The organism is Streptomyces sporangiiformans (assembly GCF_005768555.2).
Taxonomy (GTDB): Bacteria; Actinomycetota; Actinomycetes; order Streptomycetales; family Streptomycetaceae; genus Streptomyces; species Streptomyces sporangiiformans.
This window is the reverse complement of the sequence record NZ_VCHX02000135.1, coordinates 25,096-46,502: the sequence shown is the minus strand read 5'-3', so window position 1 is coordinate 46,502 and position 21,407 is coordinate 25,096. Positions and strand designations below refer to the sequence as shown.

At 71.2% G+C, this 21,407-nt stretch carries 21 protein-coding genes; 8 read left to right on the top strand and 13 right to left on the bottom strand.

Annotation, left to right across the window (positions count from 1 at the left end):
- The first annotated feature begins 2 nt into the window (after positions 1–2).
- A complete protein-coding gene (locus FGD71_RS19985) occupies positions 3–956 on the top strand; it encodes a LysR family transcriptional regulator (protein WP_181359239.1) in 954 nt (317 codons plus the stop codon).
- Between the two features lie 97 nt (positions 957–1,053).
- On the opposite strand, the gene FGD71_RS19980 is transcribed toward FGD71_RS19985, so the two are convergent.
- Positions 1,054–1,815 (bottom strand): prolyl oligopeptidase family serine peptidase, encoded by a 762-nt coding sequence (locus tag FGD71_RS19980; protein WP_119101829.1) that lies wholly within the window; start codon positions 1,813–1,815, stop codon positions 1,054–1,056.
- A gap of 113 nt (positions 1,816–1,928) precedes the next feature.
- Here FGD71_RS19980 and FGD71_RS19975 point away from each other — a divergent pair, with 113 nt between their 5' ends.
- Together FGD71_RS19975 and FGD71_RS19970 are read left to right on the top strand one after the other, a co-directional pair.
- Positions 1,929–3,083, top strand: a complete 1,155-nt coding sequence (locus tag FGD71_RS19975; RefSeq protein WP_119101828.1) for an adenosine deaminase — start codon at positions 1,929–1,931, stop codon at positions 3,081–3,083.
- A gap of 126 nt (positions 3,084–3,209) precedes the next feature.
- On the top strand, positions 3,210–3,554 hold the full coding sequence (locus tag FGD71_RS19970) for an ATP-binding protein (RefSeq protein ID WP_119101827.1): 345 nt from the start codon (positions 3,210–3,212) through the stop codon (positions 3,552–3,554).
- Positions 3,555–3,665: 111 nt separating this feature from the next.
- Here FGD71_RS19970 and FGD71_RS19965 read toward each other — a convergent pair whose 3' ends face one another.
- The 5 genes from FGD71_RS19965 to afsQ1 all read right to left on the bottom strand — a co-directional run bounded on the left by FGD71_RS19965 (position 3,666) and on the right by afsQ1 (position 7,683).
- Positions 3,666–3,869 (bottom strand): PspC domain-containing protein, encoded by a 204-nt coding sequence (locus tag FGD71_RS19965; RefSeq protein WP_119101826.1) that lies wholly within the window; start codon positions 3,867–3,869, stop codon positions 3,666–3,668.
- 93 nt (positions 3,870–3,962) lie between these two features.
- Positions 3,963–4,514 (bottom strand): VanZ family protein, encoded by a 552-nt coding sequence (locus tag FGD71_RS19960; protein WP_119101825.1) that lies wholly within the window; start codon positions 4,512–4,514, stop codon positions 3,963–3,965.
- A 195-nt stretch (positions 4,515–4,709) separates the two neighbouring features.
- A complete protein-coding gene (locus FGD71_RS19955; protein WP_240436682.1) occupies positions 4,710–5,402 on the bottom strand; it encodes a hypothetical protein in 693 nt (230 codons plus the stop codon).
- The gene (locus FGD71_RS19950; protein ID WP_119101824.1) at positions 5,399–7,009 is read right to left on the bottom strand and encodes a sensor histidine kinase; all 1,611 of its coding nucleotides are present in this window, start codon (positions 7,007–7,009) and stop codon (positions 5,399–5,401) included. The genes FGD71_RS19955 and FGD71_RS19950 overlap by 4 nt, the downstream gene beginning before the upstream one ends.
- The gene (gene afsQ1 / locus FGD71_RS19945) at positions 7,006–7,683 is read right to left on the bottom strand and encodes a two-component system response regulator AfsQ1 (RefSeq protein ID WP_013001223.1); all 678 of its coding nucleotides are present in this window, start codon (positions 7,681–7,683) and stop codon (positions 7,006–7,008) included. The genes FGD71_RS19950 and afsQ1 overlap by 4 nt, the downstream gene beginning before the upstream one ends.
- A 275-nt stretch (positions 7,684–7,958) precedes the next feature.
- On the opposite strand from afsQ1, the gene FGD71_RS19940 reads away from it, so the two are divergent.
- A complete protein-coding gene (locus FGD71_RS19940; RefSeq protein WP_119101823.1) occupies positions 7,959–8,741 on the top strand; it encodes a SigE family RNA polymerase sigma factor in 783 nt (260 codons plus the stop codon).
- A gap of 219 nt (positions 8,742–8,960) precedes the next feature.
- On the opposite strand, the gene FGD71_RS19935 is transcribed toward FGD71_RS19940, so the two are convergent.
- On the bottom strand, positions 8,961–9,596 hold the full coding sequence (locus FGD71_RS19935; protein ID WP_240436681.1) for a uridine kinase family protein: 636 nt from the start codon (positions 9,594–9,596) through the stop codon (positions 8,961–8,963).
- Positions 9,597–9,724: 128 nt separating this feature from the next.
- Between FGD71_RS19935 and FGD71_RS19930 the strand changes: the two genes are divergently transcribed.
- A complete protein-coding gene (locus FGD71_RS19930; protein ID WP_119101821.1) occupies positions 9,725–10,141 on the top strand; it encodes a hypothetical protein in 417 nt (138 codons plus the stop codon).
- Between the two features lie 108 nt (positions 10,142–10,249).
- Here the strand turns inward: FGD71_RS19930 and FGD71_RS19925 are convergent, their stop codons facing one another.
- Complete coding sequence (locus FGD71_RS19925; RefSeq protein ID WP_119101820.1) at positions 10,250–11,782, bottom strand: MDR family MFS transporter; 1,533 nt, start codon at positions 11,780–11,782, stop codon at positions 10,250–10,252.
- 28 nt (positions 11,783–11,810) lie between these two features.
- Complete coding sequence (locus FGD71_RS19920) at positions 11,811–12,419, bottom strand: NADPH-dependent FMN reductase (RefSeq protein ID WP_240436680.1); 609 nt, start codon at positions 12,417–12,419, stop codon at positions 11,811–11,813.
- Positions 12,420–12,535: 116 nt separating this feature from the next.
- Here FGD71_RS19920 and FGD71_RS19915 point away from each other — a divergent pair, with 116 nt between their 5' ends.
- Positions 12,536–13,270, top strand: coding sequence for a TetR/AcrR family transcriptional regulator (locus FGD71_RS19915; RefSeq protein ID WP_338120070.1), 735 nt, complete (start codon positions 12,536–12,538; stop codon positions 13,268–13,270).
- A gap of 98 nt (positions 13,271–13,368) precedes the next feature.
- Here FGD71_RS19915 and FGD71_RS19910 read toward each other — a convergent pair whose 3' ends face one another.
- The 3 genes from FGD71_RS19910 to deoC are packed head-to-tail and all read right to left on the bottom strand — an operon-like array spanning position 13,369 to position 16,698.
- Positions 13,369–14,274 carry an aldehyde dehydrogenase family protein gene (locus tag FGD71_RS19910; protein WP_119101819.1) on the bottom strand — a complete coding sequence of 302 codons (906 nt, stop codon included), beginning with the start codon at positions 14,272–14,274 and terminating at the stop codon, positions 13,369–13,371.
- Positions 14,267–15,703: an aldehyde dehydrogenase family protein gene (locus FGD71_RS19905; RefSeq protein ID WP_119101850.1), complete on the bottom strand. Its 1,437-nt coding sequence runs from the start codon at positions 15,701–15,703 to the stop codon at positions 14,267–14,269. Before FGD71_RS19905 ends, FGD71_RS19910 begins: the two co-directional genes overlap by 8 nt.
- Positions 15,704–15,708: 5 nt before the next feature.
- The gene (gene deoC, locus FGD71_RS19900; RefSeq protein WP_119101818.1) at positions 15,709–16,698 is read right to left on the bottom strand and encodes a deoxyribose-phosphate aldolase; all 990 of its coding nucleotides are present in this window, start codon (positions 16,696–16,698) and stop codon (positions 15,709–15,711) included.
- 123 nt (positions 16,699–16,821) lie between these two features.
- Between deoC and FGD71_RS19895 the strand changes: the two genes are divergently transcribed.
- Together FGD71_RS19895 and FGD71_RS19890 are read left to right on the top strand one after the other, a co-directional pair.
- The gene (locus tag FGD71_RS19895) at positions 16,822–17,550 is read left to right on the top strand and encodes a PH domain-containing protein (protein ID WP_119101817.1); all 729 of its coding nucleotides are present in this window, start codon (positions 16,822–16,824) and stop codon (positions 17,548–17,550) included.
- 159 nt (positions 17,551–17,709) lie between these two features.
- Positions 17,710–19,377: a hypothetical protein gene (locus tag FGD71_RS19890; RefSeq protein WP_119101816.1), complete on the top strand. Its 1,668-nt coding sequence runs from the start codon at positions 17,710–17,712 to the stop codon at positions 19,375–19,377.
- A 129-nt stretch (positions 19,378–19,506) separates the two neighbouring features.
- Here the strand turns inward: FGD71_RS19890 and FGD71_RS19885 are convergent, their stop codons facing one another.
- Positions 19,507–21,147: a phospho-sugar mutase gene (locus tag FGD71_RS19885; protein ID WP_119101815.1), complete on the bottom strand. Its 1,641-nt coding sequence runs from the start codon at positions 21,145–21,147 to the stop codon at positions 19,507–19,509.
- Positions 21,148–21,407 lie beyond the last annotated feature (260 nt).

Below are 21,407 nucleotides of genomic sequence, written 5' to 3'. Positions count from 1 at the left end.
CCATGATGCATCAGCAGAGGTCAGAGCCTCACCTGTCACCATCCAGTGACACAGAAGACATCGTCGCGCTACTCGCCCCACGCCTCGCGTACTTCGCGGGGGTGGCCCGCACCGAGCACGTCACGCGGGCCGCGCAGGAGATGCAGGTCCCCCAGTCGACCCTGTCCCGGGCCATGGTCCGCCTCGAACAGGACCTGGGCGTCGACCTGTTCGCCCGCCGGGGCCGTACCGTCTCGCTCACGCCCGCCGGGCGTACGTTCCTCGCCTCCGTGGAGCGGGCCCTCGCCGAGATCGAGCGGGCCGCCGACGCGGTACGGGCCGACGCGGACGCCACCTCCGGCAAGGTCGCCTTCGGCTTTCTGCACACCATGGGCTCGGAGACCGTGCCCGGCCTCATCCGCGCCTTCCGGGCCGATCACCCGCGCGTCCGCTTCAGCCTCGTACAGAACTACGGCGAGGCGATGATCGAGCGGATGCGCGCGGGCGAGCTGGACCTCTGCCTCACCTCGCCCGTGCCGGACGCCCCCGACCTCGTGGCCCGCCGCCTCGACGAGCAGAAGCTGCGCCTGGTCGTGCCCGCCGATCACCGCCTCGCCGCACGCAAGCGCGTCCGCCTCGCGGAGGCCGCCGACGAGACGTTCGTGACCCTCGAACCCGGTTACGGTCTGCGCCGCATCACCGACGACCTCTGCCAGCAGGCCGGCTTCCGGCCACGCGTCGCCTTCGAGGGCGAGGAGGCCGAGACGCTGCGAGGTCTCGTGGCCGCCGGTCTCGGAGTCGCCCTCCTGCCGCCACCAGCCGTACCCCGCCCGGGAGTTGTCGAACTGACGGTCACCGCCCCGCGCGCGGCCCGCGAGATCGGCGTCGCCTGGCTCGACGGCCACCCGGACACACCGCCCGTGGCGGCCTTCAAGAAGTTCCTGCTGTCGAGAAGGGGAAACCTGCTGCCTGACTGACCGCGGGCCCGACCGGCAACAACCGCAGGCTTCAACGGCTGTAACCGCAGGCCCCAACGGCAACGACCGCAGGCCCCAACGGCAACGACCGCAAGCCCTAACGACGTATCGACCGCCCGAAGCCGGAGGCGAGCGGCATCCGCAACCCCAGCGGCGGCGGAGCCGCCAACGCGTCCTCGACGGGCCGGGAGAACGCCCGCCCGAACAGCGTCCCCAGTACGAAGTCCTCCGCCAGCGCGTGGACTTCTCCCCGGTGCTGAGACAGCCCGTGCCCGTCGGAGTGCACCTCGAAGCGGCAGATGTCGGGGTTGGTCTTCTTCGCGCGCGCCGCGAACCGGAAGGACAGCTCCGGGTCGGTGCGCGCGTCCATCGTGCCGTGCACGATCATGACCCGCCGCCCGGCGAGCTGCTTCACCGGCTCCGGCGATGCCGCGGCGTCATCCTCGGGCAGCCAGGGGGACTGCGCCAGCACGGAGCCGACGGCCGTGTGCCCGCCCGCGTGCAGCGCCGCCCGCCCGCCCATGTCCACTCCGGCGAGGCACACGGGGACGTCTCCGTAGCGGCGTACGACCTCGTCGCAGGCCCAGGAGGCGTCGTGCGCCAGGTGTGCGTCGCTGCCGTTCCAGCCGCGGAACCTGTAGTGCACCACGTGCGCGACCAGACCTTCCGCACGTCCCGCGCGCGTGAGGTGGCGTCCCAGCGCGCGCACGGAGGCGGTCGCCAGCATCGGTGAGGGTCTGCGTGCGGAGGTCTCCTCGCCGCCCGGCAGCAGCAGCACCACGCCGCTCACCGCTGTCGGCTCCGGACCAAGTGCCCGCCCCAGCCGGGGCCTGCGAACCGGCGTCGCTTGCTGTGCCATGACAGAACAGTGTCAGAAGCGAGGGTGTACGCCACCCGTCGGCCGGGTCACCGTTGGGTATCGACGGATCACCGGGAGAGGAGTTCTACGCGCGTAGGCGTTATGGTGCGAAGATGACGAGCCAGCACCAGCACACTCCCGGTGCGGACCAGATCCGCCGGGCCCCCAAGGTCCTGCTGCACGACCACCTCGACGGGGGCCTGCGCCCGGGCACCATCGTCGACCTCGCGCGCGAGACCGGGTATCAGCACCTGCCCGAGACCGATCCCGACAAGCTCGGCGTCTGGTTCCGCGAGGCCGCCGACTCCGGTTCGCTGGAACGGTACCTGGAGACCTTCGCGCACACCTGCGCCGTCATGCAGACCCGCGAGGCGCTGGTGCGGGTCGCCGCCGAGTGCGCCGAGGACCTCGCCGAGGACGGGGTCGTCTACGCCGAGGTGCGGTACGCGCCCGAGCAGCACCTGGAAGCCGGGCTGACCCTCGAAGAGGTCGTCGAGGCCGTCAACGAGGGCTTCCGGGAAGGCGAGCGGCGCGCCCGCGAGAGCGGCCACCGGATCCGCGTCGGCGCGCTCCTGACCGCCATGCGGCACGCGGCACGCGCTCTGGAGATCGCCGAGCTGGCCAACCGCTACCGCGATGTGGGGGTCGTCGGCTTCGACATCGCGGGCGCCGAGGCCGGCTTCCCGCCCACCCGTCACCTCGACGCCTTCGAGTATCTGAAGCGGGAGAACAACCACTTCACGATCCACGCCGGAGAGGCCTTCGGGCTCCCCTCCATCTGGCAGGCCCTCCAGTGGTGCGGCGCCGACCGGCTCGGGCACGGCGTGCGCATCATCGACGACATCCAGGTCGGCGGCGACGGCTCCGTGAAGCTCGGCCGCCTCGCCTCGTACGTGCGCGACAAGCGCATCCCGCTGGAGCTGTGCCCCAGCTCCAACCTCCAGACGGGCGCCGCCGACTCGTACGGCGAGCACCCCATCGGGCTGCTGCGCCGGTTGCACTTCAGGGCGACCGTGAACACCGACAACCGGCTGATGTCCGGCACCAGCATGAGCCGTGAATTCGAGCACCTGGTCGACGCATTCGGCTATTCGCTCGACGACATGCAGTGGTTCACAGTCAATGCGATGAAATCAGCATTCATTCCTTTCGATGAACGACTCGCGATGATCAATGACGTGATCAAGCCCGGTTATGCGGAACTGAAGTCCGAATGGCTGTTCCAGCAGACCGCTTCCACCAGCGGTTCTGCGGTAGAAGAGCGCTGATCGTGCCATACGGAAAGCGGCCGGGTGCGGGGTCACTCGGCCGCTTTTCGATGTTTGCGGGGCGTGCGGGCACGTGATTACGGTTTTGGACCGCTGAAAACCACGTCACCGCATGCAAGGACGAAGATGAAGCAGTCTGCTGCCAAGACCCTCGGTGTTGCCGCTCTCGGTGCCGCCTTCGCCGCCGTCGGCGCCGGCGCCGCCAACGCCGCCCCGGCGGTCCCGGACGCCCCGGCCCTGGACACCGTCACCCAGACGCTGCAGAACAGCCCCGTGAACGGCGCCACGACGCTGCCCGCCGGTTCTCCCGACGTGCTCGCCCAGGGCCAGGACGCGCTCGGCGGCGGTCTCAGTGCCGCCCAGCCGGCCGCGGCGGGCGCCCTCTCCGACGGTCCCGCCGTACCGGCCACCGGGCTGCTCGGCGGCCTGCCCGCGAAGGGTCTGCCGGTGAACGGTGTCCCGCTGGGCTGAGCACCGCAGTCGTACGCGCTGTAGGTGCTTGTTCGCGCTTGTCGGCGCTTGTGCGCGCGGATGGGGCGCACCCTGGTTCGGGTGCGCCCCATCGGCGTGTGTGCGAGTGCGTCACCAGGCCGTACGAGCGGCCTTCCCCTCTGAGGGGAGCAGGATCCACAGCGCTATGTAGAGCAGGAACTGCGGACCCGGCAGCAGGCAGGACAGCAGGAAGATCACGCGCATCGTGGTCGCGGAGGTGTGGAAGCGGCGTGCCAGCGCTGCGCACACTCCGCCGATCATCCGGTCGTTGGTGGGGCGGGCGAGGCGGCTCATTACGGCTCCTTCGTGAGCGTCGGTCCGAGGCGGCCCCGTCGGCTGCCTCATCTGCCTTCCACGCTAGGGGTACGAAGGGGGCAAAGCGTCACTCTAGGGGGCGATCCCCACCCTGGGAATCGTCGGGGTCCGACCCTGAGCCGCTTCCTCCGGGCGGAGGGCGGCGCGGCGCCGCGTCTCGTTCCGGCGGCGCAGTCGAGCGCGCGCGGCGGGTACGACGGCGAGGTGGGCCACGGCCACGCCCAGGGTGTTGAGCAGCAGCGAGTCGACGTCCACGACCTGGCCGGGCACCCCGGTCTGCAGCAGCTCGATGGCCATGGAGAGCAAGGCGCCGGCGGCGACCGTACGGAGCAGCGACAGCAGCGGGGAGACATCCAGCCTGCCGCCCGCCATGGGCAGCAGCGCGCCGAGCGGCGCGAGAAGCAGCAGGCCCTTGCCGAGACTGCGGGCCGCCGCCTCGGGCCCCAGCGCCAGGTCGGCTCTGATGGTCGCGAACGGACGCAGGTTCGCGGCGCTCACCCACGGCACGTCCAGGGGACGCAGCGTGAGCCAGGCGACGAGCGCGAGGTGTGCGACGAGAAGAACACCTCCCGCCGCACGGATGCGGATCGCGGCGCTGCCGCCGTTTGAGCCTTGACGCTGCACGCCACCCAAGACGCGGCCTTCGGCAGGATCGGTTCCGCGTGTCCGAAGTGCTTGGCCCGCACGGGTGAGGCGTATGCCACACGGCGGGCACCCGCCGAGCGTCCGCCAGGCGCCATCCAGGCCCCCGGCCCCGGCCTCAGCCCCGGGCCTCAGCCCCGGCCTCAGCCCCGCCTCAGCCCCGGCCTCAGCCCCGCCTCAGCTGCGGTCGACCTCCGTCGACGGCGGGGTCTCCGTGCCCGGCCGGGAGCGCACATCCGCCGTGCACTCGTAGCGGCGCACGGGTTCCGCCCCGGGGCCACCGAGGGTGACCGTGCCGTCGTCGGACGCGGCGGCCGAGACGCTGAAGGTACAGATGACCTGGGCCAGCGTGTACGACGTCAGGGCGGACGGCTCGGTGCTCAGACGGAGCGCGTCCTCCGGGTCGTCCGGGCGCGGCCCGGTGACCGTCAGACCCTCCCGCACGTTCGTCGTGTAGCCCGCTTCCTTCTCGATGTCCGACGGGTTCTCGGTGAGCTCGTCGAGAAGCGCCTGTGCGGCGCGCACGCGGTCCGTGTCCGCCGTGCCACCGGCGATCCGCACGGTCCGGTCGACCCGCACCAGCTGCGAGGAACAGAGCAGGAACACCTGGACGAGGATCCCGCGCGAGGACTGCGTACCGAGGTCCGGGCCGGACAGCGTGCACGGCACCCGGGAGGGTGCGGGCCCGAATTCGGTCGGCACCTCGGTCGAACGGATTCCGCACCCGGCCAGCACCACCGCCAGCAACGGCACGGCGAGCAGGGCGGTACGCGTCCGGCGTGCGGTCCGCGCCCGGCGGGCGGCCCGCGTCGAGTGTCCGGCACACAGCCGCCGTACGCCCCATGCGTTCCATATGCTCCGCGAGGTCATCGCGAGACCCCCTCGGAGCCCTTGCCCTCGCGGGACTCGGCCGTGTTCTCCCCGGGGCCCCCGCGCGCCCCGTCCTCCCGGTCCTGGCCGGTCAGTACGGAGGCGTCGCGCGGCAGACGCAGGCTGAACACCGCGCCTCCCTCGGGCCAGTTCGCGGCGGTGATCTCACCACCGTGGATGTGCGCGTTCTCCAGGGCGATGGACAGGCCCAGACCGCTGCCCTCGGAGCGCGGACGGGAGGCGCTCGCCTTGTAGAAGCGGTCGAAGACGTGCGGAAGGACCTCCTCGGGGATGCCCGGGCCGTGGTCCCGCACCTCGATGAGCAGGTCGTCCCCCTCCTCCCGCACGGACACCCGTACCGGGGAACCACCGTGCTTGAGCGCGTTGCCGATCAGGTTCGCCAGGATCACGTCCAGACGGCGCGGATCGAGGCGCGCGGTGATGCCGCGCTCGGCATCCAGCTCCACCGCGTCCAGCCAGGCACGCGCGTCGATGCACGCGGTGATCTGGTCGGCGATGTCGACGTCATCGAGGACGAGCCGGGCCGTGCCCGCGTCGAAGCGGGTGACCTCCATGAGGTTCTCCACCAGGTCGTTCAGTCGCCGGGTCTCGCTGACGACGAGCCGTACCGCGGGCTCGATCATGGGGTCGACGCTGCCGGTCTCCGCGTCGAGCTCCTCCTCCAGGACCTCGGTCACGGCTGTGATCGCGGTCAGCGGGGTGCGCAGCTCGTGCGACATGTCCGCCACGAAGCGCCGGGACGCCTCGTCGCGCGCGCTCATGTCCGCGACCCGTTTCTCCAGGGCCTCCGCCGTGCGGTTGAACGTCCGTGACAGATCAGCGAGTTCGTCCGTGCCCGACACCCGCAGCCGCGTGTCCAGTTTGCCCTCGCCGAGCCGGCGGGCCGCCGTGCCCAGCCGGTGCACCGGCTTGAGGACCGTCGTCGCGGCGGCCTGCGCGAGCAGCGCCGAGCCGATCAGCGCGAGCCCGGTGGCGATACCCAGCGACCAGGCGAGGGAGTTGAGGTCCTTGGCCTCCGGCTCCAGCGACTTGAGCATGTAGCCGGTCGGCCCGCCGCCGATGACCTTCGCGCCGCCCACGAGATACGGCTTGTCGCCGTCGACGGTCCGCTGCCAGTACAGGTGGTACGCGTGCTTGTTGCCGGCGGAGAGCTTCTGCTCTTTGTTGACCGCCTTCTGGAGGGACGCCGGCACGTCCGCCAGCGTGAAGGTGTCCAGGTCGGAGTTGGCGCGGAGGGGCTTGCCGTTCTCGTCCTCGGCGATCAGCAGCACACTGAAGCCCTGGCTGCTGTTCGCCATCTGACGTGCGGCGCCTTCCAGTTCGTCCTGCGTCGGGTGCATCGCCAGCATGCTCGCGCGGCTCTGCATCTCCTGCTGGAAGTCGCGCAGCACCGCGTCCTGTGCCCGGGTCAGCACGGCCTCACGGTTGAGCCAGTACGCGATGCCGGAGGCCGACACCGCGGCGGTGAGCGCGACCAGCCCGAACACGACGACCAGACGCAGTCGCAGGCTCGTGAACCGCAGGCCCGCCAATATCGCCTTGCGCGCCGCGGCCCAGCCGCGGAGCTTGCCCTGCGTCTTCGTCACTGAGGAGTGTCCAGCCGGTATCCCACGCCCCGCACCGTACGGATCAGTGTCGGCGAGGACGGCACGTCCTCCACCTTCGCGCGCAGCCGCTGCACACAGGCGTCGACGAGCCGCGAGTCACCGAGGTAGTCGTGCTCCCACACAAGCCGCAGCAGCTGCTGGCGGGACAGGGCCTGTCCGGGGCGGCGGCTGAGCTCCAGCAGCAGCCGCAGCTCGGTGGGCGTCAGCTGCAGATCCTCGCCGTTCTTGGTGACCGTCATCGCCGCTCGGTCGATCACCAGACTGCCGAACGTCGCCGCGTCGTTGGCCTCGCGCTCGCCGCGCCGCAGCACGGCCCGGATCCGGGCGTCGAGGACCCGCCCCTGCACTGGCTTGACGACATAGTCGTCGGCCCCGGACTCCAGCCCGACCACGACGTCGATGTCGTCGCTGCGGGCGGTGAGCAGGATGATCGGCAGCTGGTCCGTGCGCCGGATGCGCCGGCACACCTCGAACCCGTCGATGCCGGGCAGCATCACATCCAGCACGATCAGGTCCGGCCGCTGCTCGCGCAGCAGCTTCAGACCGTCCTCGCCGGTGGCAGCGGTGGCCACACGGTGCCCCTGGCGCGTCAGCGACAGCTCCAGGGCCGTACGGATGGCGTCGTCGTCCTCGATCAGCAACAGGGAAGGCACGGACGTCATTCTGTCCCATGACATGGCGACGAATCGACCGTTGGAGCGCTCCCACACATCTTGGGCACGTGAGTACGGGCCGCGGTGCCGGATGAGTAGCCGTACGACGCTTCTCTGTGATCAGCCTGTGGTGCGCCTGGGCCCCACCCCTGTTGCACGCCTGTGACAGTCGGCGGACACCGTCATGAAGTCGCTTCGGCAAGCTTCTCGGCACAGGCAAGGAAGCACCACAAGAGAAGTACCGGGAACCGGAACTCCACGACGGGGGGCGCGAGATGAACACGCTGCACAGCACCAGCTCTAGCGCAGTCGCAGTTGTCACGCGTCTCCACGACGTTACGCGAAACACCGAGAAGTCCGGTGCCGTGAGCGGGCGGGGGTGCGCTCGCGGCACCGGGCGTCAGCACACCGGGTCGTACATGACGGTGGTTGACGCACATCTGGTGGGGGGATCCACGGGGCCCGCGGCGGCAGCCGCTCTCGGCACCGTCGGGGGAGCAGCGCACGGGGAGGCCACGGGGGAACGTCGTTCCGTGTCGGAGGCGGAGTTCACCGCCTACGTCCAGGAGCGTCGCGCCTCCCTGTACGCCACCGCCTACCACCTGACCGGTGACCGCTTCGAGGCCGAGGACCTGCTGCAGAGCGCGCTGTTCTCGACGTACCGGGCGTGGGACCGGATCAGCGACAAGGCCGCGGTCGGCGGATACCTCCGCCGCACCATGACCAACCTGCACATCAGCGCGTGGCGCCGCCGCAAGCTGAACGAGTACCCGACCGAGGAGCTGCCGGAGACCGCCGGCGACACGGACGCGATGCGTGGCACCGAACTGCGCGCAGTCCTGTGGCAGGCGCTCGCCCGGCTGCCCGAACTCCAGCGCACCATGCTGGTCCTGCGCTACTACGAGGGCCGCACGGACCCGGAGATCGCGGAGATCCTCGACATCAGTGTCGGCACGGTGAAGTCCAGCATCTGGCGGTCGCTCCGCCGGCTGCGCGAGGACGAGGTCCTCAGCTTCGGCCGTGACGAGGAGGAGTCCTTCGGGGAGCTTGTCGCCTGACAGCGGCCCGAAGGCGCGGGGGAAACAGTAGGGGGCTGTTCGTCACTCTGGGGGGAGGCGGACAGAGACCAACGGGGGAGCACTACCGGGGGGATCACGGGGATCACGGGGGAAAAGGGGAGCGGGGCTGGAGGGCCGGGGGGTCCTTCCAGTCCCGCTTCTTCCTTGTCCGGTCTTGTGTGTTCGGTCTTGTGTGCCCGGTCCTGTCCGTCCGCGTGACTATGCCGCCGTACGCGCCTTCACGTCCCGTCCCACGGCGGTCGCCGCGAGGCGCACCAGCGCCTCGTCCCGGTCGCACGGGTGGGCGCCCAGTGCCGTCTGGTGGGACACGATGGAGCGTTCGGCGCGCATCAGGCGCCAGCCGCGGCGGAGCAGGAACGGGATGGACTTGCGGCCCTCCTTGAGGTCCCGCAGGAAGCGGCGGCGGAAGGTCTTCACCGGCCCGCGGCTCAGGCACAGCGCGTCCCCCAGCACTCCTGTCTCCCGACACCGCTCGATGATCTCGGCGGCGAAGATGCCCTCCGCGATGAACAACGGTGTCCGCCCGATGTCGACGGCCGCCTCGCCGGTACGGGCGCTCAGGGAGATGTCGTACACGGGTACGTGCGTACGCCCCGTACGGCACAGTTCGGCGATCGCCGCGACGGCCGACTCCGCGTCCCACGACAGCGGGTGGTCCCAGTCGATGTCCGAACTCCCCGCCACCCGCGGCAGCGTCGGGTCCGTGCCCTCCTTGTAGAAGTCGTCGAGCCGCAGCACCGGGAGGCCGGAGCGCGCCGCGAGGAGGGACTTGCCGGAACCGGACGGCCCACACAACAGCACGACCCGGGCAGATGACGGAGATTGAGAACTCACGAGATACCAGTGTGAGGCATCAACAGCCCCCGGCCGACCCCGCGGGTCGTCTTTGGAACCCGCGTCACACCTCAACTACCCTGTGACTCTGACCGATTACTCTGCGCAGTAAAGGTGGCATCACCAACATGGCACGACATGCGGCTCCCCGGACCCCGACCGCTCAGCGCGCACTGCTGCGCGCGGGCCTCGCCCTCACCACCGCAGGGGCAGCCCTGGGGGCGGGCGCGGCCACGGCCGCCGCGGACACCGCGCCCATGGCCGACGTGGTCCGAGCCCCGTCCACCTCGCCGGGCGACGTCGACTCCCGCACGGCCCTCCAGGCGCCGGTCGAGGGCGTCCGGCAGGTCACGGGCGCGGTCGCGGAACTCAAGCCCAACCCGCTCGCGGGCACGGGCGTCGACCCGCTCGACAACAGCGTCGGTACGCAGGTGGCCGACTTCAAGCCGGTGTCGACCCAGATGGTGACGGGGCCGGTGGCACAGGCCGAGTCGGTGGGGAGCGTTCCGGCGGTGGGGCAGGCGACGGGGCTGCTGGCCGGGTGAGACGGCGTGCGGCGGAAAAGGCCCTCGCGGTGGCGGGGGCCTTTCCCGTGCGTGGAATGCGGTGGGGCGGTTTCCCGTGTTTCCCGTGGGGCGGTTTCCGTGGGGTGGTTACTCCGCCCGGCCGCGTAGCGGCACCTCCCGGATCAGCCACGACGCCACGAAGACGACGGCGCACAGGGCCGCCGTGCCGAGGGCGACGCCGTGCAGGCCGTTCGTGACCGCGGCGCGGAACGTGTCCCGGGTCGTGGCCGGCAGGTCCTGGAGCAGCTCCGGAGTGACGGAACCGCCGGTCAGGCGCTCGCCGTCCCTGCCCAGTCGGTCGGAGAGGACGGCGGCCATCCGGCCCGCGTAGACGGAGCCGAGGACCGCGACGCCGAGGGAGCCGCCGATGGTGCGCAGCAGGGTCGTCGTGGCGCTGGCCGCGCCCATGTCGCGGGGCTCGGCGCTGTTCATGGTGATCAGCATCGACGGCTGCATCAGGCAGCCGACCCCCACGCCCAGGACGAGGGTCACCGCGGAGGTCGCCCACGCCGATGTGCTGACGTCGAGCGTCAGCAGCGCTAGCGAGCCCACGGTCGCGAGGGCGCCGCCGGCGATCGGGTACATCCGGTACCGGCCGCCGTTGCTCACCCGCCGCCCGATGGTCAGCTGGGCCCCGATCATGCCGAGCATCAGCGGGAGCAGGAACAGTCCGCTCGTGGTCGACGACATGCCCTGCACGAACTGCATGTACAGCGGCAGATAGCTCGCCGCCGCCAGCATCGCCGCGCCCGTCGCGAAGCTCAGCACCTGCGCCAGCGTGAAGTTGCGGTCGCGGAAGAGGCGGGGCGGGATGACCGGTTCGGGCGCGCGCCGCTCCACACGGACGAACGCGGCGAGTGCGGCCGCGCCGATCACGGCGAGGGTGACGATCTGTGGCGAGATCCAGGCGTACGTCGTCCCGCCCCAACTCGACAGGAGGGTGAGGGCGAGGATGCCGGCCGTGAGCAGTCCGACCCCCGCGATGTCGATCCGCGCCTTGGTGCGCGGGGTGCTGTCCAGGTGGACGCCGAGCGCGATGATCGCGAGCGCCACGGCGCCGACCGGCACGTTGACGTAGAACACCCAGCGCCAGTCGAGCTGATCGGTGAGGAATCCGCCGAGCAGTGGCCCGCCGATCATGGCCGCGGGCAGCAGCACGCCGATGAGCGACTGCGCGCGGCCGGCCTCGGCGGGGGTGAGCAGGGTTCCGATGAGGGAGAGCGCGCCCACGAAGAGGCCGCCGGCGCCGAGCCCCTGAACGGCCCGGAAGGCGATCAACTGCCCCATGTCCTGGGCGAGTCCGCAGAGCACCGAGCCGCCGAGGAACAGGGCGATGGAGGCGAGGTAGGCGCCCTTGCGGCCGTACAGATCGCCGGCCTTGCCCCAGATCGGAGTGGAGACGGCGGTGGTGAGCAGGTACGCCGTCACCACCCACGAGAGATGTTCGAGTCCGCCGAGATCGCCGACGATCGTCGGCAGCGCGGTCCCCACGATGGTGCCGTCGAGTGTGGCGAGCACGATGCCGAGCAGCAGGCCGAGGATGACGAGCCGGGAGGGCGGGGCGCCGGTCTCCTCCCGCGCGGCCGCTCCGGGCGGCTTCTCGTCCGTACGTTGTTCCATGGTTCCCCCCAGGGGTTCCGGCGCCGGCTCAGGCGACGTACGAGCGAACGGCCTTGGCGTCGCGCAGGGCGTGCCCCCACCAGGCCAGCTGATCGAGCAGCGCCTTCGCGGCGGTGTCGGCGGCCGGGTCCTTGACGGCGCCGGACTCCTCGAAGCGGCTCCAGGCATCGTGGAAGCTGACCGTGTTGCGGATGGTCATGGCGTTCACCTCGGCCATCACCGGCCGCAGATGCGCCACGGCACGCAGGCCGCCCGACAGGCCCCCGTACGAGACGAAGGCGACCGGCTTGCCGTGCCATTGCTCGTTGTGCCAGTCGATGGCGTTCTTCAGGGACGCCGGGAAGCTGTGGTTGTACTCGGGCGTGACGAAGATGAAGGCGTCCGCCGCGGCCAGGCGCGGTGACACCTCGGCGAGCAGTCCGGCGCTGCCGGGCGGCAGGTCCTGGCCGAACGCCGGGAGCGCGGTGGGCAGTTGGGTCTCGGCCAGATCCACGAAGTCGGCGGTCATGTCGTCGCGCCGGGCCAGGTGGGCGGTGAGCCAGTTGGTGACGACGGGGGCGAAACGGCCTTCGCGGGTGCTCCCCACGAGAACGGCGATGCGGAGCGGTGCGGTGGTGTCGGTCATCGTGTCGGTCATGGAAACCCTCGTTTGTGTGTACGGCGTATCGCTTCGCGTACAACGTACACATCGATGTGTACGCCGTCTACCGAGAGATACGATGTACGCCACTGCGAGGGAGAGGTGTTCCGGCTGTGACAGCCCAGAAGAAGGACGCGAAGGCGGCGGAGGTGACCATCTGGGAGCGCATGGACCGCCCCGCCCCGGCGGCTCGTGCCTCCCTGTCCCCCCAGAAGATCGCCGCCGTCGCAGTGGAGATCGCGGACGCCGAGGGCTTCGGTGCCGTCACGATGCGCCGTCTCGCCAAGGAGCTGGGGGTCGCGCCCATGGCCGCCTACCGGCATGTGTCGGGCAAGGACGACCTGTGGGCGCTGATGGTCGACCGGGTCTCCGCCGAGCTGTCGGTTCCCGAGGAGGTGACCGACTGGCGTGAGGTGCTGCGGGCCTTCGCGGTGCAGACGCGGGAGATGACGCTGCGGCATCCCTGGCTGGGGTCGATGCCGTCGCCGCTCTTCGCGCTCACGCCGAGGCGACTGGGCGTGGCGGAGCGGCAGTTGGCCGCGCTCGACGGGCTCGGCCTCGACATCGACGTGATGATGGCGGCCTTCCGCGCGGTCACCGCCTACGTGCACGGCGCGGCCCGGTCCGAGGTCGCCCTGCGGCAGTACATGGAGGAGCAGGGCTGGGAGAGCCCCGACGAGACCAGGCGCGGCCTGGCGCCGCAGATGCGGTACTTGATGGACACCGGCCGCTACCCGACGTACCGGAAATACGCGCAGCACGCGGCCCGCAAGGACGACGCGGCCTGGGAATTCGAGACCGGCCTGGACTGCCTGCTCGACGGCATCGCGACCCGCCTGGGTCTGTGACGTCCACGAACAGCGAGGCCCCGGCCCTCCTCCTGGATCCTTGACGGAGGAGGGCCGGGGCTTCGTGCCGTACGGGACAGTCCTGCGGGTCCGCGGCCTCAGTACGAGGAGCCGGACGCGCCCAGCGCGCCCGTCGGGTGCCAGACCGTCTTCGTCTCCAGGAAGGCGGTGAGGCGCTCGATGCCCGGTGTCTCCGTGTAATCCACAGCCTGTGGACGGATGACTCGCTTGAGGTTGTCGGCCGCCGCGATCTCCAGTTCCTTGGCCAGCACCTCGTCGGCGCCCGCGAGGTCGATCGCGTTGACGTCCTGATGGGCCGCCAGGGGCGTGGCGATCTCCGCCGTACGGCCGGACAGGACGTTGACCACGCCGCCGGGGACGTCGGAGGTGGCCAGGACCTCGCCGAGGGAGAGGGCCGGGAGCGGGGACTTCTCGCTCGCGGCGACGATCACCGTGTTCCCGGTCGCGATCACCGGGGCGATCACCGAGACCAGGCCGAGGAAGGACGACTTCTGCGGCGCGAGCACGACCACGACACCCGTCGGCTCGGGAGTGGAGAGGTTGAAGAACGGTCCCGCCACCGGGTTGCCGCCGCCCACGACCTGGGCGATCTTGTCGGTCCAGCCCGCGTACCAGACCCAGCGGTCGATCGCCGCGTCGACCTGAGCGGCGGCCTTCGACTTGGACAGGCCCTCCGCGTCCGCGACCTCGCGCACGAACTGGTCCTTGCGGCCCTCCAGCATCTCCGCGACGCGGTAGAGGATCTGGCCGCGGTTGTACGCCGTCGCGCCCGACCAGCCGCCGAACGCCTTGCGGGCGGCGACCACCGCGTCACGGGCGTCCTTGCGGGAGGAGAGGGGGGCGTTCGCCAGCCACTTGTCCTTCGAGTCCGTCACCTCGTACACCCGGCCGCTCTCGGAACGCGGGAACTTCCCGCCGACGTACAGCTTGTAGGTCTTGAAGACGGGCAGTCGCTGTCCGGTCTTCTCGGTCTTCTCAGACATCGAGGTACGCCTCCAGGCCGTGACGACCGCCCTCGCGGCCGAAGCCCGACTCCTTGTAGCCGCCGAACGGCGAGGTCGGGTCGAACTTGTTGAACGTGTTGGACCAGACGACGCCCGCGCGGAGCTTGTTCGCCACCGCGAGGATGCGGGAGCCCTTCTCCGTCCAGACGCCGGCGGAGAGGCCGTACTGCGTGTTGTTGGCCTTGGCGACCGCCTCGTCCGGGGTGCGGAAGGTGAGGACGGACAGGACCGGGCCGAAGATCTCGTCGCGGGCGATCGTGTGCGCCTGGGTGACGTTCGTGAAGAGCGTCGGGGCGAACCAGTAGCCGGAGGACGGGAGTTCGCAGGCCGGGGACCAGCGCTCGGCGCCCTCGGCCTCGCCCTGTTCGGCGAGCGCGGTGATGCGCGCGAGCTGCTCGGCGGAGTTGATCGCGCCGATGTCCGTGTTCTTGTCGAGGGGATCGCCCAGACGCAGGGTCGACAGGCGGCGCTTCAGGGAGTCCAGCAGCTCGTCCTGGATCGACTCCTGCACGAGGAGACGGGAGCCCGCGCAGCAGACCTGGCCCTGGTTGAAGAAGATGCCCGTGACGATGCCTTCGACGGCCTGGTCGATGGGGGCGTCGTCGAAGACGATGTTGGCGCCCTTGCCGCCGAGTTCGAGGGTGAGCTTCTTGGCGGTGCCCGCGACGGTCCGCGCGATCTCCTTGCCGACCGCCGTCGAGCCCGTGAACGCGACCTTGTTCACGTCCTCGTGCGCGACCAGGGCGGCGCCCGTGTCGCCGTATCCGGGAAGGATGTTGACGACGCCCTTGGGAAGGCCCGCCTGGCGGCAGATGTCCGCGAAGAACAACGCCGAAAGGGGCGTCGTCTCGGCGGGCTTCAGGACCACGGTGTTGCCGGTCGCCAGCGCCGGAGCGATCTTCCACGCGAGCATGAGGAGGGGGAAGTTCCAGGGGATGACCTGGCCCGCGACGCCCAACGGCTTCGGGTCGGCACCGAAGCCGGCGTGGTCGAGCTTGTCCGCCCACCCCGCGTAGTAGAAGAAGTGCGCGGCGACCAGGGGCAGGTCCGCGTCGCGCGTCTCCTTGATGGGCTTTCCGTTGTCCAGCGTCTCCAGGACGGCCAGTTCGCGGCTGCGCTCCTGGATGATGCGCGCGATACGGAAGAGGTATTTGGCGCGCTCGGAGCCGGGCAGTGCCGACCACTTCTCGAAGGCGCGGCGGGCGGCCTTCACCGCGCGGTCGACGTCCTCGGTACCTGCCCGGGCGACCTCGGAGAGGACCTCCTCGGTCGACGGCGAGATGCTCTTGAAGACCTTGCCGTCGGCGGCATCGGTGAATTCGCCGTCGATGAACAGGCCGTACGAGGGCGCGATATCGACGACGGACCGGGACTCGGGAGCCGGTGCGTACTCGAACACGGAAGCCATGATGATCAATCCACCGTCACGTAGTCGGGGCCGGAGTAACGGCCGGTGGCCAGCTTCTGGCGCTGCATCAGCAGGTCGTTCAGCAGCGAGGAGGCGCCGAAGCGGAACCAGTGGTTGTCCAGCCAGTCCGCGCCGGCCGTCTCGTTGACCAGGACCAGGAACTTGATCGCGTCCTTGCTGGTGCGGATGCCGCCCGCGGGCTTCACCCCGACCTGTACCCCGGTCTGCGCCCGGAAGTCACGCACGGCCTCCAGCATGAGCAGGGTGTTCGCGGGCGTCGCGTTCACCGCCACCTTGCCCGTCGAGGTCTTGATGAAGTCGGCCCCGGCCAGCATGCCGAGCCAGCTGGCGCGCCTGATGTTGTCGTACGTCGAGAGCTCGCCGGTCTCGAAGATGACCTTCAGGCGGGCCTTCGTGCCGCAGGTCCCCTTCACGGCGACGATCTCGTCGTACACCTTCATGTAGTTCCCCGCGAGGAACGCACCGCGGTCGATGACCATGTCGACCTCGTCCGCCCCGGCCGCGACGGCGTCGCGGACGTCGGCCAGCTTCACGTCGAGCGCGGCCCGGCCGGCCGGGAAGGCGGTGGCGACGGAGGCGACCTTGACGCCGGAACCGGCGACGGCCTCCTTGGCGGTGGCCACCATGTCGGGATAGACGCAGACGGCCGCCGTCGTGGGGGTCGTACGGTCCGTGGGGTCGGGGTGGACGGCCTTGGCGCCGAGCGCCCGGACCTTGCCCGGGGTGTCCGCGCCTTCCAGCGTCGTCAGGTCGACCATCGAGATGGCCAGGTCGATGGCGTACGCCTTCGCCGTGGTCTTGATGGAACGGGTGCCGAGCGAGGCGGCGCGCGCCTCCAGGCCGACCGCGTCGACTCCGGGCAGCCCGTGGAGGAAGCGGCGCAGCGTGCTGTCGGACGCGGTCACGTCGCCGAGGGCATGTGTGGGAGTACCTCCCACGTGTTTGGCAGTGGGGGAGGTTGCTGTGGTGGGCATGGTCACGAGGGGAGCATATCTACGCGCGTAGCGGCTGTACAGCCCCCGATGGATCCCGCCGCTCACAACGAGCTCGGCGACCGCGGATGAGCGCTGCCGGAGGCGTCGGGCAGAATCGGGAGCATGACGCCCCCGGACCACCAGTCACCAGCACCGGACTCGCCGGGCCCCTCGGACTCCCCAGGACCCTCGGATTCCCTGGACCCCTCGGACTCGCCGGAACCCTCGGCCCGCCCCGAACCCTCAGGCCCCCCGGCGCCCGTGTCCAGGGACCGGATCTACCGGTCGCCCGCGGGCATCGCGGGCGGTGTGCTGCTGCTCGGCATCTCGGTCTGGCTCGGCACGGACGCGCTGGTCGTGGGCGAGGGCCGCACGCCGTGGCTGGCGCTCGCCGGGCTCCTCCTCGTCGTGCCGCTGATCGGCGCCTTCACGCTGCGCCCCGCCGTCTTCGCGAACGAGGAGCGGCTGCGCATCCGCAATCCCCTCCGGCTGATCGTCCTCCCCTTGGGCGCGGTCGACTCGCTGCGCTCCGGCTACTCCAACGAGGTGCGCGACAAGTCCGGCACCACCTACCAGCTGTGGGCCATACCCGTCTCGCTGCGCGCCCGCAAGAAAGCGGCCCGGCAGCAGGCCCGCGGGGCCGACGGCCGCGGGGGTGGTCTGCCGACGGAGCCGACCGGGCCCGTGCGCGCCCAGGCCGACCAGATCATGGACGAGCTGCGCGAGCTGGTGGAGGCCAGAGGGCCGGCCGAGCAGGCACAGGGGGAGCCTTCGGTGCGCTGGGCCTACGAGATCGTGGCGCCGGCGCTCGCCGGTGCGGTGCTGCTGGTGATTCTGCTGACGGTGGGGTGACCTCCGTGGCCCGCGGCCGGTTGATGCTGCGCGCTCCGGCTCTTGAGGAAAAGGGCGCGCTCGCCCGTACGAGAAGGCGGTAACTGCCTCCGCCGTCCGGGCGCCCAGTCACCACCGGCCCCGTCGCCACCGGCGAAGCCACGCACCGAGGGAGTAGATGTGTCGTACGACGAGCCGATGCGGCTGCCGGCCGCCGCGATACCGGATGGCTGCCGGGACTGGACGGCCGGGCAGGCGGCGGGCTGGTCGGCCGCGGTGCCGCCGCGCTGGACGTTCGTCCGCTTGCGCAGGTCGGTCGCGGCCGGGCTGACCACCCTCGCGCTGTGTGCGGGCGGCTGGGCCGTGCTGCTCGGCGGGCTGTGGCCGTTCCTCGCGGCCGCTTTCGCGGTGTACGTCCTGTGGGTGCTCGCCCGCCCCGAGCTCGTCTGGGCCGGTGCGCCCGCGCTGCTGCTCGCGCTCGCCGTCGAGGCGTCCTCGCAGCCCTGGGTGGTGACCGCCTTCGCAGCGCTCGTCGTGCTGGCCTCCTGGGCGGTCGTCGCCGTACGCCTGCGCGCGCGGAGCACGCAGTTCGACCGGGCGCTGGAGGCCACCGGCGGTGTCACGGCGACGCTGCCGGTCGCGGACCAGCCGGTGCTGCGCGGCAGGTTCCTGTACCCGCTCGGCCTCGTGGTGCTCGCGCTCGGCGTGCTGACCGGCGCCACCTCCGGCCTCTGGGGCACGGCCGATGACCGCCGGGGCGCCTGGGTCGCCGCCTTCTTCGTCGCGGGGCTCGGTGCCACCGCGCTGGCCTCGGCCTGGTTCGGCAGGCGCCGCGCCGTCGCACTGCGCCGGACGCCCGCGCCGGTGTTGCACGTCCTCGTGCGAGACGACGCGCAGGGCAGCACGGAGGTGTACGCGGCGGACGACCCCGCGGCGCTCCGCCCGCTGTTCACCGTCGATCTGACGTCCTTCGACGGCGACAGCGACGAGGAGGACGACGGGGCGGAGGGGGACGAGGACGAGGACGAGGACGAGGCGGCGGAGGAGCTCGAGCGGCTCCTCGCCGTCGTGGACGACGACACTCCCGGACCGGTCCGCGAAGCCGTCCTCTACGGCGCCCCCTTCGACGGCGCCGAGGTCCTCGTCGTCAGCGCCGACGAGGACCCGGACCAGCCCCCGCTGACGGAGTGGTCGACGGGCCCCGTACGCCCGTTGTCGCCGAGTGCGGGGCGGCGGCGCATCGAACGGGAGAAGGCCCGGGAGGCGCAGAGCCGCCACCTGGAGGAGCAGGCGCGGGAGCTGGCGGAGGAACTGGCCCCGGCCGGGGTGCGGCGCTGGCGCGCGGGATGGCTGGACTGGGTGTCGGCCGTGCTGCTGGTGGCGTGGGGCGGCTGGCTCTGCTGGGTCTGGTTCACCGATTCCGGCACCCCCCTGTGGCAGCTGGCCCTCGTCGTCGTGCTCGGCCTCTACGGCGCGGTCCGCGTGCCCGTGAAGCTCGCCTGGCGCATCACCGCCGACCGTACGGGCCTGTGGGTCACCGGGCTGCGCGGTCCCCGGCACGTCCCCTGGGAGGACCTCCGCTCCGCGCGCTGCCGGTCGTTCGAGCTGAAGCTGCGCTGGCGGGACGACGACTGGGCGATCGCCGCGCCCCGCTGGACCCGGCTCCAGCACAGCAGGGGCCTGATCCATCCGTACGACGCGCTGGCCGCCGAACTCACCGCCATGCGTACGGACCCCGCACTGCGGCCCACGGGGGAGAGCACCGCACCCGAACGTGGCCGTCCGCTGTGGCCGCTCGCCGTGGTGCTGGCGCTGGGGTGGGTCGTGGTGGTGATGGCGTGGAGGTGACCACGCGATGAGGTGCTCGTGAGGCGCCCATGAGGCGCCCAGGAGATGACCCTGAGGTGGCCCATGAGACCCCCGGTGGTGCTCTTCGGGAGCACCACCGGGCCGGGCGCGGGTCATCGGCCGGCGGTGTCAGATACCCGCCGCCGCGGAGAGATCCCGCTTGATGGCCGACAGGAGGTCCGCCGCCTTCGCGCGGGCCGCGGGCAGGCCGGCGTGCGAGGCGACCGGGACCACGACCTCCAGGTAGCACTTCAGCTTCGGCTCCGTGCCGCTGGGGCGGACGATGACGCGGGCACCGTCGAGCGTGTACCGCAGGCCGTCCGTGGGCGGGAGCCTGTCCGTGCCCTTCGTCAGGTCCTCGGACTTCGTGATGGCCAGGCCCGCGAGCCGGGTGGGCGGCTGTTCGCGCAGGCGGCGCATCGCGTCCGCGATCAGCGAGAGGTCGTCCACGCGGACGGAGAGCTGGTCGGTGGCGTGCAGACCGTGTTCGACCGCGAGGTCGTCGAGCAGGTCGAGGAGCGTGCGCCTGTGTTCCTTCAGCTCTGAGGCGAGCTCCGTGATCAGCAGTGCCGCCGTGATGCCGTCCTTGTCCCGTACGCCCTCGGGGTCCACGCAGTAGCCCAGCGCCTCCTCGTAGCCGTAGCGCAGGCCGTCCACCCGGGCGATCCACTTGAAGCCGGTCAGGGTCTCCTCGTACGGGAGGTCCGCCTTCTGAGCGATACGGCCGAGCAGGGAGGACGAGACGATCGACTCCGCGAAGGTGCCGCGGGCGCCGCGCTCGACGAGATGGGCGGCGAGGAGCGCGCCGACCTCGTCGCCGCGCAGCATGCGCCACTGGGCGCCGTCCTGTACGGCCACGGCGCAGCGGTCGGCGTCCGGGTCGTTCGCGATGATCAGGTCCGGGTTCGTCTCACGGGCCTTCGCGAAGGCCAGGTCCATCGCGCCCGGCTCTTCCGGGTTCGGGAAGGCGACGGTCGGGAAGTCCGGGTCCGGGTCCGCCTGTTCGGCGACGAGGACGGGTTCCGGGAAGCCCGCACGGGCGAAGGCGGCGAGGAGAGTGTCCTTGCCCACGCCGTGCATCGCCGTGTAGACGGTGCGGGCGGTGCGGGGGGAGTGCTCGGCGAGGACGGCGTCCGTGCGGGCGAGGTAGGCGCTCAGAACGCCGTGGTCGCCGTCCTCGAGGGTTTCCCAGCCATCGGCCGGGCGCGGTACGTCGTCCAGGCCGGCGATCGCTTCGATCTCCGCGGCGATCTCGGCGTCCGCCGGGGGGACGATCTGCGAGCCGTCGCCGAGGTAGACCTTGTAGCCGTTGTCGCGGGGCGGATTGTGGCTGGCGGTCACCTCCACACCGGCGACCGCGCCCAGGTGCCGTATGGCGAAGGCGAGGACGGGGGTGGGAAGGGGGCGGGGGAGCAGGGCGGCGCGCAGGCCCGCGCCCGTCATCACGGCAGCCGTGTCGCGGGCGAAGTCCGCGGACTTGTGGCGGGCGTCGTAGCCGATGACGACGAGGCCGTTCTCCTGACCCTTGCCCTTGAGGTACGCGGCGAGGCCGGCGGCGGCTCGGATCACCACCGCGCGGTTCATTCGCATGGGGCCGGCGCCGAGTTCGCCTCGCAGGCCGGCGGTGCCGAACTGGAGGGTGCCGCTGAAGCGTGCGGTGAGCTCCGCGATGTCGCCGGCGTCGATGAGCTTGGCGAGTTCCTCACGGGTTTCCGTGTCGGGGTCTTCGGCCAGCCATGTCTTGGCCCGTGCGATGAGTTCGTCCTGCACGTCGGGTCAAACCTCTCTCTTTGTTTCTCGCCGGGGCCGTCCGTAACGCCGGTGGGGGAGGTTCTTTCCCCAACCCCACCCCTTCCCGAAACTGGGGCTTCGCCCCCAAGCCCCCGGGGGTTCGTCTTTCGGCTGCGGGCCGGTCGTGGCTGGTCGCGCAGTTCCCCGCGCCCCTAAAGGGGCGCACCCGCAGTTGGTCACCGGCGGGAGGGGGCGTGTGCCGGTGCGTCATCGCCCGTCGCGTAGGGCTTGTCNGCAGT

Coding starts and splice junctions, on each gene's coding strand:
- FGD71_RS19920 (WP_240436680.1), bottom strand. CDS start 12,419: ATGACCGACACGATGACCGACACCACCGCACCGCTCCGCATCGCCGTT.
- FGD71_RS19895 (WP_119101817.1), top strand. CDS start 16,822: ATGACGCCCCCGGACCACCAGTCACCAGCACCGGACTCGCCGGGCCCC.
- FGD71_RS19910 (WP_119101819.1), bottom strand. CDS start 14,274: ATGTCTGAGAAGACCGAGAAGACCGGACAGCGACTGCCCGTCTTCAAG.
- FGD71_RS19965 (WP_119101826.1), bottom strand. CDS start 3,869: ATGAGCCGCCTCGCCCGCCCCACCAACGACCGGATGATCGGCGGAGTG.
- FGD71_RS19985 (WP_181359239.1), top strand. CDS start 3: ATGATGCATCAGCAGAGGTCAGAGCCTCACCTGTCACCATCCAGTGAC.
- FGD71_RS19970 (WP_119101827.1), top strand. CDS start 3,210: ATGAAGCAGTCTGCTGCCAAGACCCTCGGTGTTGCCGCTCTCGGTGCC.
- FGD71_RS19980 (WP_119101829.1), bottom strand. CDS start 1,815: ATGGCACAGCAAGCGACGCCGGTTCGCAGGCCCCGGCTGGGGCGGGCA.
- FGD71_RS19925 (WP_119101820.1), bottom strand. CDS start 11,782: ATGGAACAACGTACGGACGAGAAGCCGCCCGGAGCGGCCGCGCGGGAG.
- FGD71_RS19905 (WP_119101850.1), bottom strand. CDS start 15,703: ATGGCTTCCGTGTTCGAGTACGCACCGGCTCCCGAGTCCCGGTCCGTC.
- deoC (WP_119101818.1), bottom strand. CDS start 16,698: ATGCCCACCACAGCAACCTCCCCCACTGCCAAACACGTGGGAGGTACT.
- FGD71_RS19940 (WP_119101823.1), top strand. CDS start 7,959: ATGAACACGCTGCACAGCACCAGCTCTAGCGCAGTCGCAGTTGTCACG.
- FGD71_RS19930 (WP_119101821.1), top strand. CDS start 9,725: ATGGCACGACATGCGGCTCCCCGGACCCCGACCGCTCAGCGCGCACTG.
- FGD71_RS19955 (WP_240436682.1), bottom strand. CDS start 5,402: ATGACCTCGCGGAGCATATGGAACGCATGGGGCGTACGGCGGCTGTGT.
- FGD71_RS19975 (WP_119101828.1), top strand. CDS start 1,929: ATGACGAGCCAGCACCAGCACACTCCCGGTGCGGACCAGATCCGCCGG.